General features: G+C 71.8%; 15 protein-coding genes and 2 pseudogenes. 8 read left to right on the top strand and 9 right to left on the bottom strand.

Annotated features, from left to right (window positions below; all coding sequences use genetic code 11):
- Positions 1-67 precede the first annotated feature (67 nt).
- The 5 genes from ACIQOE_RS35340 to ACIQOE_RS35320 all read right to left on the bottom strand — a co-directional run bounded on the left by ACIQOE_RS35340 (position 68) and on the right by ACIQOE_RS35320 (position 3,855).
- Entirely contained in the window at positions 68-1,126 is a 1,059-nt protein-coding gene (locus tag ACIQOE_RS35340; protein ID WP_401416231.1) for a glycoside hydrolase family 19 protein, read from the bottom strand.
- 208 nt (positions 1,127-1,334) lie between these two features.
- Positions 1,335-1,709 carry a metalloregulator ArsR/SmtB family transcription factor gene (locus ACIQOE_RS35335; RefSeq protein ID WP_351327816.1) on the bottom strand — a complete coding sequence of 125 codons (375 nt, stop codon included), beginning with the start codon at positions 1,707-1,709 and terminating at the stop codon, positions 1,335-1,337.
- 200 nt (positions 1,710-1,909) lie between these two features.
- Positions 1,910-2,284, bottom strand: a complete 375-nt coding sequence (locus ACIQOE_RS35330) for a hypothetical protein (protein WP_351327818.1) — start codon at positions 2,282-2,284, stop codon at positions 1,910-1,912.
- A gap of 297 nt (positions 2,285-2,581) precedes the next feature.
- Entirely contained in the window at positions 2,582-3,478 is an 897-nt protein-coding gene (locus tag ACIQOE_RS35325) for a dihydrodipicolinate synthase family protein (protein ID WP_401415906.1), read from the bottom strand.
- Positions 3,479-3,681: 203 nt separating this feature from the next.
- Positions 3,682-3,855, bottom strand: coding sequence for a hypothetical protein (locus ACIQOE_RS35320; RefSeq protein WP_351327820.1), 174 nt, complete (start codon positions 3,853-3,855; stop codon positions 3,682-3,684).
- Between the two features lie 674 nt (positions 3,856-4,529).
- On the opposite strand from ACIQOE_RS35320, the pseudogene ACIQOE_RS35315 reads away from it, so the two are divergent.
- The 7 genes and pseudogenes from ACIQOE_RS35315 to ACIQOE_RS35285 all read left to right on the top strand — a co-directional run.
- Positions 4,530-4,661: pseudogene (locus tag ACIQOE_RS35315) on the top strand (SDR family oxidoreductase); the annotation flags it as partial.
- A gap of 348 nt (positions 4,662-5,009) precedes the next feature.
- Positions 5,010-6,092, top strand: coding sequence for a hypothetical protein (locus tag ACIQOE_RS35310; protein ID WP_401415903.1), 1,083 nt, complete (start codon positions 5,010-5,012; stop codon positions 6,090-6,092).
- A gap of 177 nt (positions 6,093-6,269) precedes the next feature.
- Positions 6,270-6,941 (top strand): hypothetical protein, encoded by a 672-nt coding sequence (locus ACIQOE_RS35305; RefSeq protein WP_401415901.1) that lies wholly within the window; start codon positions 6,270-6,272, stop codon positions 6,939-6,941.
- Positions 6,942-6,947: 6 nt separating this feature from the next.
- Complete coding sequence (locus tag ACIQOE_RS35300) at positions 6,948-7,604, top strand: DUF5987 family protein (protein ID WP_365572950.1); 657 nt, start codon at positions 6,948-6,950, stop codon at positions 7,602-7,604.
- Complete coding sequence (locus ACIQOE_RS35295) at positions 7,601-9,187, top strand: FAD-dependent oxidoreductase (protein ID WP_401415898.1); 1,587 nt, start codon at positions 7,601-7,603, stop codon at positions 9,185-9,187. Before ACIQOE_RS35300 ends, ACIQOE_RS35295 begins: the two co-directional genes overlap by 4 nt.
- A gap of 173 nt (positions 9,188-9,360) precedes the next feature.
- Positions 9,361-9,999 (top strand): hypothetical protein, encoded by a 639-nt coding sequence (locus ACIQOE_RS35290; protein ID WP_401415895.1) that lies wholly within the window; start codon positions 9,361-9,363, stop codon positions 9,997-9,999.
- A 593-nt stretch (positions 10,000-10,592) separates the two neighbouring features.
- Positions 10,593-10,874, top strand: coding sequence for a hypothetical protein (locus tag ACIQOE_RS35285; RefSeq protein ID WP_362641610.1), 282 nt, complete (start codon positions 10,593-10,595; stop codon positions 10,872-10,874).
- Here ACIQOE_RS35285 and ACIQOE_RS35280 read toward each other — a convergent pair.
- From ACIQOE_RS35280 to ACIQOE_RS35270, 3 genes are read right to left on the bottom strand one after another with little or no spacing between them, the layout of a single operon-like run.
- Positions 10,862-11,743 carry an alpha/beta hydrolase gene (locus ACIQOE_RS35280; RefSeq protein WP_365555921.1) on the bottom strand — a complete coding sequence of 294 codons (882 nt, stop codon included), beginning with the start codon at positions 11,741-11,743 and terminating at the stop codon, positions 10,862-10,864. The genes ACIQOE_RS35285 and ACIQOE_RS35280 overlap by 13 nt on opposite strands.
- Positions 11,744-11,754: 11 nt before the next feature.
- Positions 11,755-12,288, bottom strand: coding sequence for an anthrone oxygenase family protein (locus tag ACIQOE_RS35275; protein WP_365555919.1), 534 nt, complete (start codon positions 12,286-12,288; stop codon positions 11,755-11,757).
- Positions 12,289-12,319: 31 nt separating this feature from the next.
- Entirely contained in the window at positions 12,320-13,171 is an 852-nt protein-coding gene (locus ACIQOE_RS35270; RefSeq protein WP_401415891.1) for an NAD(P)H-binding protein, read from the bottom strand.
- A gap of 83 nt (positions 13,172-13,254) precedes the next feature.
- On the opposite strand from ACIQOE_RS35270, the gene ACIQOE_RS35265 reads away from it, so the two are divergent.
- Entirely contained in the window at positions 13,255-13,740 is a 486-nt protein-coding gene (locus ACIQOE_RS35265; RefSeq protein ID WP_362641617.1) for a MarR family transcriptional regulator, read from the top strand.
- A gap of 41 nt (positions 13,741-13,781) precedes the next feature.
- On the opposite strand, the pseudogene ACIQOE_RS35260 reads toward ACIQOE_RS35265, so the two are convergent.
- A pseudogene (locus tag ACIQOE_RS35260) lies at positions 13,782-13,925 on the bottom strand (transposase); the annotation flags it as partial.
- Positions 13,926-14,010: the final 85 nt, after the last annotated feature.

Below are 14,010 nucleotides of genomic sequence, written 5' to 3'. Positions count from 1 at the left end.
GCCCCGGCTGCGCGAACCGGGACCACACGCGCACACGCTCAGGAGGTATTCATGCTGAGGGCAGTGGTCAGCAGGTGAGGTTGGAGCCCGCGGGCACGCCGAGGATGGAGGTGAAGGAGACGTAGTCGTTGACGCGGTCCTGCATCTCGGCGGTGTTGCCGCCGTTGCACTCGATGCTGCCGTTGATGCTGCGGATGGTCTGGCCGAAGCCCGCGCCGTTCACCATGGCGTTGTGGGCGGTCATCGTGCCGGGACCGGTCTGGGTGTTCCAGTACCAGAGGCCGGTCTTCCAGGAGACGGCCGGGTCGGTGGCGACGAGGCCGGGGTTGTCCAGCAGGTCGATGCCGAGTGCGTCGCCGGCGGCCTTGTAGTTGAAGTTCCAGCTGAGCTGCATCGGGCCGCGTCCGTAGTACGCAAACGTGCCGGCGGGGCAGCCGTACGGCTCGCTCGCGCAGTAGTTCCCGGACTGGTCCACCTCGTTGATGTAGACGAGGCCGCCGGTCTCGTGGTCGACGTTGGCCAGGAACGCCGCCGCCTCCTGCTTCTGCACGGTGGCGCTGCCGGTGGTGGCGAACCCGGGGTAGGCGCTGAGCGCGGCCACCAGACCGCTGTAGGTGTAGAACGAGTTCCGGCCCGGGAACATCTGGTTGAACTGGGCTTCGCTGACCACGAATCCGCCGGTGCCGCCGCCCCCGCCGCCTCCGCCGGAGCCTCCGGTACAGGTGTAGGGAGACCAGTACCAGGTGCTGATGGTGGGGTCGTAGCCGGGGTTGTCGTGGGTGGCTATGTAGTACTGGCCGTTGGGGGTGTACCGCACGATGGCTCCGGTCGCGTACGACTGTCCGGCCGCCCAGGCGGGGTAGTTGCAGGTGGTGCCGCCGCCTCCGCCGCCGGAGCCGCCGCAGGCTCCCTGCTCGGCCCAGACTTCGGCGACCCCGGGCGTCTCACCCTGCGTCCACCACTTGGCCTGCCAGTTCTCGCCGTTGTAGGAGGCGGTCATGCCGCCCGTGTAGACGGCGCCGGAGCTCCAGGCCGTGGCGCAGCTCGCCGCCGCCGCGGGGCTCGCGGTGCCGAGGACGGTGAACGCGCTGAAAAGGCAGGCCAGGACGGCCAGCAGGGAAGTCATGTACCTGCCATAGGCGAATCTGCGGTGCTCGCCGGGCATGGCTGTGCTCATCTGCCACTCCAGAGGTAGGGGGGTGAGTGGTGGCTTCAGCAGCAAAGCCTGATTGGTCCAGACCAGTCAAGGGGCGGGGCGCGGCCTTTGCCTGGACGTGGACAAGAGCCCCGGACACCGCATGCGGCGCGTCCTCGGACGCCGTGTGCCCCGCCGGTCAGCCGCCGTTGGCCCCGTTGGCCGCGGGCAGCGGCGAGGCGGAGGCGTCGGCCTGGCGGAGTTCGGCGAGGAGCACGTTCTGGCCGTCGAGGAGTTCGGTGAGGATGCGGCGGGCCGCGCGGAGGAGTTCGGCGACGTCACCGCCGGCCAGCGCGTAACTGACCGTGGATCCCTCCCGGATGGAGACGACGATGCCGGACCGGCGCAGGACGGCCAGTTGCTGCGAGAGGCTGGACGGTTCGATCTCGATGTCGGCGAGAAGGTCCCTCACCGGGACGGGCCCGTACTGGAGCAGTTCCAGGACCCTGATCCGTACCGGGTGCCCGAGCATGCGGAAGAAGTCTGCCTTGGCTTGGTAGAGGGGGACTTGCATGACCGCTCGCTCTCTGCCGGTCGGGTCTGGAGGGGACTTCGGGGTGCGGCGGCGCCTGGCGGCGCCGCCGCGTCGGTCCTGTACGGCCGATCCTTGCCTTCCGGGGCCACGCGCAGACATGACTTGGGATCATGCTGATGTGGTGACTTGCAGAAGTCTTCACATCGTGGGCGCGCGAGGCCCCGTGCCCTGAGCCGTCTCTAGACCTCGAGCTGTTCCTCGACGCGCCTGAGCTGGTGACGGGCCATGGCGAGGTTCGAGCGCTCCTTGTCGAGGACCAGGTAGAGGAAGAGCCCGTTCCCGTTGCGCCCGGTGATCAGGCGCATCAGGTGGTACTGCTTCTCGAGTGTGATCAGGATGTCCTCGATGTTGCTCTTGAGGCCCAGCTCTCCCATCGTGCGTACCTTGGCCCGGATCACGTCCGTGTTCCCGGCGGCGGCGATCGTCAGGTCGAGATCCTTGCCCCCGCCTAACGTCCCCAGGGCCATGCCGGTGGTGTAGTCGACGACCGCGGCTCCCAGCGAACCCTCGACGACGGTCATCATTTCCTTCAGTGACACTTCCACGCTCGCCATGGCGGCGCCTCCCCTTTGGATTCCGGTTGCGGCGGGACCGGCCGTCACGGCCTCGGCCCCTGCACGGACCGTAGGCCGGGGCGCGCGCGGGAGGGACGTCGTCTCCGGGTCTGACGCATGTTGACCGAAGCGCTGCGTTCTGAGTCCGTTTGAGCGACGGAAACTGATCCGCTCGCCGCAGTCGCCGCTGACGATCGATGACGACGGTGAGGGTCGACGACGGTGACTTGAACGCCGAGACGGTCGCCGAACCGGCCCCGCACGTCGGGATGCGCCTCGCCGCTCGGTGTCCGGGTCTCAGTCGGCCGTGAGGCGGAGCAGTTCCAGCACCTCCGCGACCTCGCCCCGGGCCGCCTCGTCCAGTCCGAGCAGGGGGCGCGGCAGGTTCGGCTCCGCGGCCAGGCCGAGCTGCGAGGCGGCGGCGGACAGGACACGCAGTCCGCCGTACCGCGTGAACAGGTCCCACAGGGGCGCGAGTTCGTCGGAGAGGGCGTCGGCCTTCGCCGCCTCGCCCGCCTGCGCGGCGCGGGCCAGGGCGAGGGTGGCCCGCGGGAACAGGCCGCCGACCGCCGAGTACCAGACGTCGCATCCCGCGTTCAGGCCGCGGACGCCTGCCCAGTCACCGCTCACACCGATGGTGACCGTCTCCGGGACGACCGCCCGCAGCGCGTCGACGCGTGCCCTCGCCTCGCCGGGATCGTCGGACACCGCGGGGATCTTGATCGAGCCGACGTTCGGGAGCCGGGCGATGCGGCCGTGCAGTTCCGTGCTGAACCGTACCTTCGTGGTGCGCGGGTTGTCGTACACGCACAGCGGCACGGACAGCTCGCGGGTGACGTCCTCGTAGAGGCCGAACACCTCCTCGTCCGTCAGTGGCTGGTACGTCATCGCGGCCAGCAGCACCCCGGCGGCTCCCGCGTTCTGCGCGTCCTCGGCCAGCTCCAGGACCTGGGAGGTCCGCAGGGCGCCGATGCTGACGATCACCGGGACGCCCTCGGCGGCCTCCACGGCGGTTTTCGCGGCCTGGGCGCGCTGCTCGCGGCTGAGGTAGGCGTAGCCGCCGGTGGAGCCGAGCGCGCCGATGGAATCGACGCCCGCGGCCGCGAGACGGGAGACGAGCGTCGCGTACGCGCTGTGGTCGATGTCGTGCTCGTCGGTGGGCGTGAGAGGGAACGCGCTGAGGCCGCGGAACATGAGGGCTCCCGGAGACGGTGAGAACGGACGGTGGTGCGGGGTCGCTCCGGTGCGAGCCTATCCAGCGGCCGGCCTCGCGACGGCGGCCCTGAGCGCCGCGGGACAGGCGTACGGTACCCGCCCCGCGGGCAGATGGCGCGCCTGCGGGCCGCTCTCCGGAAGGCAGCGGCGCCCGCACGAGGTCATGGGCGCCCGCATGGTCATCAGTGCCGGAAGGTGTCCTTCGCGCTCTCCTTCATGCCCCGGCCCCTGCCCCGCGCTTCGAGGGCGGCACCCTTGGCCGCGAGGGTTTCGTTGTGCGCCGCGTGGGCCGCTTTCCGTACGATCTTTCCGGCGATCTGCTCGGCCTTCGCCTTCGTCTTCTCTCCGACGCTCATGTCAGCACCTCCGCGGATCTCACTGGCCGCGTGCCCGTGCGGCGGCGAGCGAAACGGTCCCTCTCGACGCTTCCTCCGCAGGTCGGCACCGGCCCGGCAGTCCTCCGGTGCCGATCGCGCCGAACGGCGGCCGACGGCTCTGCCGAAGGCTCCGTCGGCGGGGCTCGGGTGTCGACGGCCGTCCTGGTGGACGGGCAGCCGCGAGCCGGGGTGCGAGAGCCGTACGGCGGCATCGGCGGCGCCGTGGCCGAGCCCATGGCGAGCAAGGGGGTACCCCTGTGGGTGTCGCCCGCAGTGCACCGCGTTCCTTTCCCGGCGGGTTCTACGAAGCCGACCTCGCCGACCGGGCTGTCACCGGTCGGGTCCTGGACGAGGTGCTGGCCGCCGGACCGTTCGACGGCGTGGGTGTGGTGCGGCCGACGCCCGTGGGGGAGGCCGATCCGACCGCGCAAGGTTCATCATCGGTCAGACCCTGCGCGTCGACGGCGGTGCGAGTCTCGGCCGCAACGGCGCCTGAGGGAGGTGGAGTTGCCGGGCGTGAGGCGCACGGTCCTGCAGACCTCGTCCGAGGGCGAGCGCCAGGTCTGATCACCGCCGGCCTCCGGCACCGGTGCCAGCGATGCTCAACATCATGAAGCGACTTGAAGGAAGCGTGGCCCTGATCACCGGTGGCAGCCGGGTTCACGGCCGTGGGCCGCTACGCCCGACCGGCCGAGATCGCGGCCACCGTCGCCCACCTGGCGAGTGCGGACGGCGCGTACATCACCGGAGCCTCGATCCACGTCGACGGCGGCTTCACCGCCTGACGCGCGCGGCTTTGCGACCGCGCTCAGGACCAGCCAATCCCATCCGTCCAGGCGTAACCCCTTTTGCCGCATGGTTATTGACGTCGTGTCACCGGCGGTGGTTCAGTGGCTCAGCCACTGAACCACGTAACGGCTGGGGGCCAGGGTGGAGGCACTGCCACGCGAGACGACCGTCGACGCGCTGGAGCGACGACCGCGCGAGGACTTCCTCACCGAGCGTCGTCCCGCCGGGAGTTACCCGCCTTCCGAGCGTGCGGTGCGTTCCGTCGCCGCCGAGCGTCCGGCGGCGACGGAACGCACGATGCCCGACGGGCCGGCGTGCTCCGGGCGACGCCGGGGAGGTGCCCTGTGAGGTCACGCGGAACCGAGTTCAGGGAGAACGAGGACGGTGACCCCGTGGGCGAGGGGACGCTGCGGTTTCCTCTCTTCACCGGCCTGCTGCCCTTCCTCGCGAGCTTCCGGTTCCCGCGTGCCGCCGACGTGGCCGCCGCCGACCGGCAGCAGGCGTCGCGCTGGGATCGCACACCGGGGCGGACCGAGGTCTGGTACACGACGCTGACCGATCCGGCCACGGACAGCGGGATCTGGCTGCACCACGAACTGGTCGCGCCGTCCGACGGCTCCGCCGCCTACGCGCACGGCTGGATCGCCGTCTTCCCCAAGGACGGCCCCGTCGAACACGCGCGCTTCGGCCCCGTGCCGTGGACGGCGCATCCGGACGGCTTCACCGCCGAGGGCGTCCGCGTCCGGCCCGGACGGCTCACGGGCTCCGCGGGAGACTTCACCTGGTCGCTCACCGAGAGCCCCGAGGGCCCGCCGCTGTACACGTTTCCCCGCTGGTCCTGGCGGCGTCCCTGGCTTCCGGCCGCGCACATGCTCCCCGCGGTCCGCTCCCGCTACGACGGAACCGTCCAGTACGGCGCCGGTGAGCTGCGACTGGACCACGCTCCCGGGGCCGAGGCCCGCATCTACGGCCACGGCAACGCCCGCCGCTGGGCCTGGCTCCACGCCGACCTGGGTGGCGGTGACGTCCTGGAGGTCGTCGCCGCGGTGTCCATGCGCCGCGGACTCGACAGGCTGCCTCCGCTGGTCTTCCTGCGCCTGCACCGGAACGGCCGCAGCTGGCCCCGACGCGCGGAACGCTCCGCCGTGGGCTGGGCGGGCATCGGCCGGTTCCGCGCGGACCTCGGCCTGCCCGAGTGGCGGGTCGAGGGCCGGTCGGGCCTGCGACGCATCAAGGTGACCGTCACCCAGCCGCCGCACCGGACACTGACGCTCGACTACACCGACCCCGACGGTTCCGCCGCGGTCTGCCGCAACAGCGAGAGGGCGGACGCGGTGGTCAGCCTGGAGCGCTGGCGGGGCACATGGCGGCGGGAAGCCGTCTGGCGGCTGTCGGGCACCGCCCACGCCGAAGTCGGCGACCGATGACCCGTCGCACAGCCCCTCCCCGCCCCCGCCGGGACGACCGTCGTCGCCATCGTGTCCCGGCCCGTCACTCGCACCGCCTCTGCCCCTGAGCCAAGTGCCCACCTCCGGCCCGCCGGTGCTCCGCCCCCGGCGGCCCTTCCCGAGCGACACCACACTTCTCCGCGTCCAGGAGGTCCTGTGTCCCCCGCACACCCGCGTACGACCGCGGCCGGTTTCGCGCTGGCCCTCGGGGTCTGCGCCACGCTGTTCCCGAGCCATGACGCATCCGCCGCACCCGCCGGACCGGCCGCCGCCGTCCACACGGTCCGGAACGTGAGTTCCCCAGCGGTACGGACGTCCTTGGACGTGCCTCCTGTCGGGCCCTTCGCCGAGCCCGGCTTCGCCGCCACCTGTACCTGGCACACCTTCGGCGAGGGCGAACGGCCGCCCCTGTGGCTGATGTTCGCGAACCCGCTGTGCGTGGAGTACAGCAAGCGCGACATCACCTTCGACGACGGCGGGGCCCTGCGCTTCCTGGCCGCCGAACCCTCCCGTTTCGCCGTCACCATGCTGACGTGCCGCTACTACCAGAAGGACCACTGGAGCGTGCAGGCCACCGGCGGCGCCGTCCCGTACGTGGCGTGGGACGGCCAGTACTGGTGGGACAGGACCGGCCGACGGGCCGGCGCCCGCCTCACCCACTTCAGCGTCGACGGCAGGACGGCGGGCATCGGCGACGCCGTCGCCGCCCTGCGCGCCTCACACTTCGACAACCTCGCCGACGCGCTGTCCGCGTACGGCGAGGAGGCCGGAGAGACCGGTCTGACGGTGGCGCTGCCGTCCGACCCCGGCTGCGCGCTGATCGGCTGACCGGCCATGTCCACCGTGGACCGACGAGCGATCCTCAAGGCGCTCACCGCATCGGTTGCCGTCCTGGCCACCGGAGGGCTCACCGCCGCCCCGGCGGCAGCCGCGGCGCGCGTCGCCGAGGACTGGACGACCCAGACCCTCGGAGCCTTCGCCGACACGATCGTTCCCGGCGAGCACCGGTTCCCCGGAGACCAGGTGTGCGCCGGAGCGGTCACCGGGCCGGGCGCCGTCCAGGCGGGCGTCATCGACGTCATGAAGTCACCCCAGCTGCCACTGGCCCCGCTGCTCCCGGAGATCGCGGCCCTGCTCGACGCACGGGCCGTCGCGTACGCGACGGCCCGGCTGATCTGGCTGCCCCTCGGCCGGCCGCCGTTCGTCGGCCTCACCTTCGCGCACCGCACCGACCTGGTCGGCGCACTGTTCGGCTCGGACGACATCGACGAACCGGTCTGGCAGGTGATGAGCCTGATCGTCGGAATCGCGTTCGACACCGCCGGGCAGACGGACACCGCCACCGCCCTGGCCCAGGGCCATCCGGGCCTGACCTGGCTGAGGTTTCCCGCCCCCGGACCGGACGGCCTGTGGCGGTTCCCCGACTTCTCCTACGGCCGCCCGCTCGCGGAACTCCATCCCGCCACGACCCCCTCCGGGAGCCCGGCATGACCGAGACCACGGACGTCCTGGTGATCGGCAGCGGCTTCGGCGGCGCCATCCCCGCCTACTACCTGGCCGCGGGCGGCGCGCGCGTGACCGTGCTGGAGCGCGGACCCCGACTCGGCGCGGCGCAGTTCAGCCACTCCATGCGCCTGGGCACCTACAACAAGATCGTCGACGTGATCCGCGGCGACGGCGTGTCGGTGGTCGCGGGCAACTGCGTGGGCGGCGGCAGCGTCGTCTACTTCGCCGCCTCGCTGCGGGCACCGTCGTACGCCTTCGAGCGCCGCGGCGGCATCGGGCGGCGGATGTGGCCGACGTCCATCAGCCGTGCCACGCTCGACCCCTGGTACGACCGGGTGGAGGAGGCGTTGCCGGTCGCCCGCACCGGCTGGCAGGACGTCTCCTACGCGGGCGGGGTGCTGGCCGCCGCCTGCCGCCGCGCCGGGCACACCTGCAATCCGGTGCCGGTGGCCGTGGACACCGAGGCCTGCACCAACTGCAACTGGATGCTGTCGGGCTGCGCGTTCGACGCCAAGCGCTCCATGCTGCTCAACTACCTCCCCGCGGCGGAGGCCCATGGCGCGGTCATCCGGCCGCTCCACGAGGTACAGCTGATCACGCCCTCACCGGAGTCCGGCTACCGCTACGCCGTCGCCTACACGGTCCTCGACCCCGACGACTACACCTGCACCGCGAACGCGGGGATCATCCACGCCAGGGCCGTGGTGCTGGCCGCGGGAGCGGTGGGCACGCCGGTGATCCTCCGGCGGTCGGCCCCGCTGCTCGGCGGCATCCCGGGCGCGGTCGGCCGCTACTTCTCCGGCAACGGCGATCACGTCAGCGTCGCCGACGTCGACGAGGGCAAGGTGAAGTCGCTGCTCGGACTCACCCGCCCCGACGGTACGGGCTACCAGGGCCTGCCGATCGGCCGGCCGATCACCTCCGCCACGTACGACCACCTGGACGCGTCCGCACCGGAGTACAGCCGGTTCATGCTCCAGCAGATCTACTTCCCTCCGCTGACCGACGTCCTGGCGCAGGCGGCCGGCTCACCGGGCTGGTTCGGCGTGGAGAAGCGGCGGATGCGGGCCCGCTGGACGTCATGGCTCACCCTGCTCGCGATGACCGAGGACGACAACGAAGGAACCTTCGGGGCGGTGCCACCCACCGGAAGCTTCATCCGCCTGGCACCCGGACTCGGGCAGGGCACGATGTCCTTCCGACCCACCGACCGAACCCGCCAGGCATGGGAACGGGCGGACACGGCGCTCCGCGGCATCCTGGAGAAGGACGGCCTGTCCCAGGTCCGGCCGTGGAGCGAGTCCCTGGCCGGCACGGTGACGGCCCACCCCCTCGGATCCGCCCGCATCGGTGACGACCCGGCCACCAGTGCCCTGGACGACACACATGAACTACGCGGACTGCACGGCCTGTTCGTCACGGACGGCTCGGCTGTTCCGGCCTCCCTCACCGTCAATCCGTCCCTGACCATCGCCGCACTGGCCGAACGCGCCACCGCCGGGATCGCGGCCCGCGTCGCCGAGGCCGGCGTGAGGATGACAGGAGGCGTCCCGCTGCCCGGCCGGTAGCACCGGCCGCGGACGGAAAACGCGCGCGCCGTACCATCGAGGGACGATCCACAGGTTTCGCGGCTCGGCCTGACGCCCGTCGGCTGCCGTGCGACGACAGCAACCGCGCGCACGCCGACGGAGCCGGCTCGGGGGAGCGGCCCGCCCGGAGCCGACAGCAGGGACAGACGACGTTGAGCGAGCAGCACGACCCCGCCCACTCGGCGGTCCGCCGAGCCAAGGCGCTCCTACCGGACCGTTCCACACTGCGCCGCCACCACCGAAGCGCGGTGGTGCAGTTCGCCCTGTGCGTGTTCGTGCTCGTTCCCTGGACCGTGTACCTGGCCTTCTCCCTGCCCCATCGCTTCGAGGCCCGGTACTGGCCGATGGTGTGGGTGGGCTTCGACATCATGCTGCTCGTCTCGCTGGCCGCCGCGGGGGTGGCGGTCCTGCTGAGACGGCAGGCGCTGATTCCGCTGTCCTTCGTCGCGGCCACCCTGCTGGTCTGCGACGCCTGGTTCGACGTCTCCTTGAACGTGGGCGGAGACGATGTCTGGGAGAGCGTCGCCTCGGCGGTGCTGGTGGAGCTGCCGCTCGCCGGCGTGCTCGTTCTGCGCGCACGCCGGGTCCTGAAGATCTCGGCTCGGCTGGCCTGGCAGCGCCTGGGCCTGGCGGGCGAGCCCCCTCCGCTGTACAAGATGCCGCTTTTCGTCGCCCTGGCCGCGTCGAGCACCGTACGGCCGGAGCCGAAGGACACCCAGGACGCCTCCTGCCCGCCGGACGGCCACTCGTCGGCCGGCCACTCGCCGGGCGGCCGGGACGGAAGCCGGTAGGCGCCGCCGGCGGGTGTGCCGGGTCGGGCTGTCACGGACGGGGGCCGTCTTGATCGTCGCCCGTGAGGAGGAGCCGGCCGAACGGCGGCGCCGTCGGCGGTTCGCCTGGCCTTGATGACCGCCGGTACTCCGGCCCTCGCTGTGAGTCCCTTCCGACGCGGCGACCACCGGTCGTGAGGCGCAGCGTGCCGACGGCGACCTCGTCGTGATCCGCCTGGCCCGTCGCGTGCTTGTGCAGTGGTGACGGGCCAGGTGACCGGTCCGCGCGCGAGACGGACCGGGCTGCCGCCGGGCCAGGAAGCGGAACGGTTGAACGGTTGACCGAGAAGGTGGGTCGTCGGCCGTATAGCATGAGACGAAGCGGACAAAACCAGCCTCATCGCCCCTGGCCGCCGGTCTACGTCCGACGGCTTGCGTACGACGTCCGACGGCCGGCATACGGCGGCGGCGATTCCCCGGATGCTACGAGGAACCGGCAGCGGAACCGGACACCCGTGAGGCCGGCGCGCGTGGCCCGCCCGCAGGGACGGCGCGCGACACGGTGGTAGACCCGGTCGCATCGGCACCCGGGTGCTCACCTCAAGGAGAAGACCATGGTGCATCACCACAAGGCCAACCGGCAGGTCGAGGGAGACCCGGACAGCGACCACGGACGCGGCATGCCCCGCAGGCCCGACGAGACGGAACTGGAGCGCCGTACCGAGGAGGACCGGCGCGACGTCGGACTGCGGGCGGGCGCGCCCGAGTCGGCAGGCGCGCAGTACGAGGAGGCCCAGGCGGAGGTCGATCGCCAGGTCGACACGGGCGAGGTGCAGTCCAGCACGTCCCGGCGCAAGGACCGCGATCCGTTTCCGCCCACCCGCTACGACGGCTGAGGACCTCCGCTCCCGGAGGGCGTGACGTCGGTGGCGGCGGAGGTGAACTCCCGGATGAGCCGGGCGAGATGCCGCGGCTGGTCCAGGGGTACGAGGGTGTAGCTGTCCTCGATCTCGACCAGCCGCCCTCGTGGCAACAGCTCGGACAGGCGTCGGCCGTGCGCGAGGGGCATGACGCGGTCCTCGCTCGCCCAGATCACGAGGGCGGGTCGTTCGAAACCCCGCAGTCGGTCCGTGGCCCTCTCCAGGACGGCGGTGTCCGCGGCGAGGGCGCGCAGGGCCCGTACGGTGTCCCGGCGGATGTCGGACCGCCGCATGACCGGCCCGGCCCAGCGCAGCGTGGCGGCGTCACCGCGCCGGGTCAGCCACCCGAACGCGATCGGCAGCCGACGGACCGCCTTCAGCCTCATCTGCTGCATGAACAGCCCGAACAGCCGGGCCGGTAGCTTGCCCGCGAGCACGAGCGTCCTGCCGGTCAGGCCGGGCGGGACGTTGTCGAACGCGTCGCACGAGACGAGCACGGCCCGTCCGACGCGGGTGACCTCGTCGCGCATGAGCAACTGGACGAGGGCTCCGCCGGTGTCGTTGCCGACGAGGGTCACGTCCCGCAGGTCGAGCCGGTCGAGCAACTCCGCGACCAGCCCCGCCACTCCGGGCAGTGACAGGTCCGCGTGAGGGTCCATCGCGTGACGGTGCGCGCCGAGCGGCAGTGTGGGCGCCACGCACCGGTGATCGGCGGACAGCTCGGCGACGGGCCCGTCCCAGAGCGAGGCGTCCATCATCAGTCCGTGCAGCAGTACGACCACCGGCCCGTCACCGCCGGTGTCCCGGTAGGCGATGGTCCCGGCCGACAGTTCGATCTCCGGCATGACAATCTCCCTCAGTTCGTCGGTACGGCGGGGAGTTCACGGTCCGTGGACACGGCGTCCGGGACGGCACGACTTGCCGCCCCCTTCGTCGTGTCGGCGCTCAGAACCGCGAAGGCGAGCAGCGCGGCCGCGGACCGTACGGCGTGAGCGATCTGCCAACGGTCGCGTACAGAGGCCCAGTTGGCGGGCGGCGCCTGTGCGTTCCATGCGAGCTGGTCGGCGTTGATGGGAAGGTTGATCTCCACGGTCAGCACCAGGATCGCGATCAGCAGGGTCAACGCCGTCAACGGCAGCCACGGAACGCGCTTGGTCGCTCTGGCGCTGATGACGGTGAGCAGTGCCGTGGCGAGGAGCGCGGGCAGGAGCGTGCCGACGGCGAGTCTGTCCAGGGAGTCCAGTTCGACCTGTCGGACCTGGGTGTACACATGGCGGTCGAAGGACCGCAGGGACCATTCGAGGACGAGCACGCCCATGAGGAAGCCGGCGAAGACTCCCGAGAAGAGGCGGCTCGCCCAGCGCGCGGCTCTGGCGAGCGGGCTGTTCACCGCGGTTCTCCCGCTTCCACGCGTGGGGGCGTCATGAGCCGGCCGGGATCATGAAGGCGGCGGTGTTCTCGGCGGCCCAGGTGGCGAACGTGAGCGCGGGCCGGCCCAGCAGCTGCCGGACGGTGTCCGTGGTCGGTCCGGGCGTTTTCGCGTAGTCCGCCAAGGAGCCGAGATACCGGTCGGGTACGTCCTCGGGCAGTCCCTGCCCGAGCATGGCCCGCCGGACCTCCTCGGGGGTGATCTCCTCAAAGGCCAGGTCGCGGCCCAGGGCCTCGCCGATGAGGCGGACCTTGTCGCGCTGGTCGAGTCGCTGCGGGCCGGTGAGGAGGTAGGCGTGTCCCGCGTGGTCGGGGCCGGTGAGGGCCCGGACGGCGACTTCCGCGATGTCACGGTGATGGATCGGCGAGGTCGCCGCGCCGCCGTAGGCACCCCGGACGACACCGGTCGCGCGGATCTGCGGCGCCCAGGCGAGGGAGTTGGCCGCGAAGTCGGCGCACCGAAGAAACGTCCAGGGCAGCCCGGACTCCCGTACCTCCCGCTCGACGGCCCTGAACTCGTCGGCGAATCGACGCTCTCCGGCCGGATGCTTCACGGTCGCCGCCGACAGCGACACCACCCGCCGCGCACCGCGGGCCGCGGCGAGCGCCAGCAGGTCTGCGGTGGCTCCGCCGACGGCCCGCGGACTGAGCAGCACCGCCTCGATGTCGTCGGGCCAGGCGGTGATGCTGTCCGGCTCGGACGGATCACCCCGCACCAGCCGCACCCCGTCGGGCAGCACGGCGGCGGGATCGCGGCTGACCGCCGCCACCTCTTCACCCGTCCTCCGCAGCAGGGCGACCGCCTCGCGCCCCACGTTTCCGGTCGCACCGATCACCACGAACATGGCCAGCCTTCCTTGATCGACAAGGTATTTCGAAGCGCGTAATATACGAGAACCGTAGCACATCAATTTAGGAGTCATACATTATGGAACCCGTAACATCTGGGGAGGGTGCTCGCCGCCGGCGGCAGGCCACGGTCGAGGTGAAGCAGGGCCTGCGCGCCCTCGGCGCCGAACTGGCCCTGCTCAACCGCAGGGTCGGCACCCAGCTGGGCCTCAAGGACATCGACCTGGACTGCCTCGACCTGATCAACGCACACGGCCCGCTGAGCCCGACCGCCCTCGCCCAACGCGCCGGCCTGCACGCGGCCACGACGACCGGCGTCCTCGACCGCCTGGAACGCGCCGGCTGGGTGGCCCGCGACCGCGACCCCGCCGACCGACGAGGACTGCTGGTCCGGGCCCTGCGAGAGCGCAACGGCGAACTGCTTGCCCTCTTCGCCGGAATGAACTCCTCGGTCGACCGCATCTGCGCCGACTACGACGAGTCCGCCCTCGAACTGCTCGCCGACTTCCTCCGCCGCACAGCCGACGCGGGCCGCCTGGCCACCGAGGAACTGACCGACGGGTGAGCGCTTAGGGCGCCCCACGGGACCTCTCGCACGATGACGCCTCCTCCGCACGGTGGGGGACCGCCTTGGGGATACGCCAGGGCGTACTCCAGCTGTGTGGGTGTCGGCCGTCGCATGACACGGTCCGATCGCATCCGTCCCAGGACCTCGACCGGCAGCCCGTCGAGAAGGTAGGCCATGCGGGGGGGGGGGGGGGGGGGGGCGGCGGGGCGCGGGGGCGCGCGCGGGGGGACAACCACGCCACCCCCCCCCCCGGGCCCCCCGCCGAAA

Origin of the sequence: Streptomyces sp. NPDC091282 (assembly GCF_044757385.1) — a bacterium.
Lineage (GTDB): Bacteria > Actinomycetota > Actinomycetes > Streptomycetales > Streptomycetaceae > Streptomyces > Streptomyces gramineus.
This window is presented reverse-complemented; position numbering and strand designations above follow the sequence as displayed.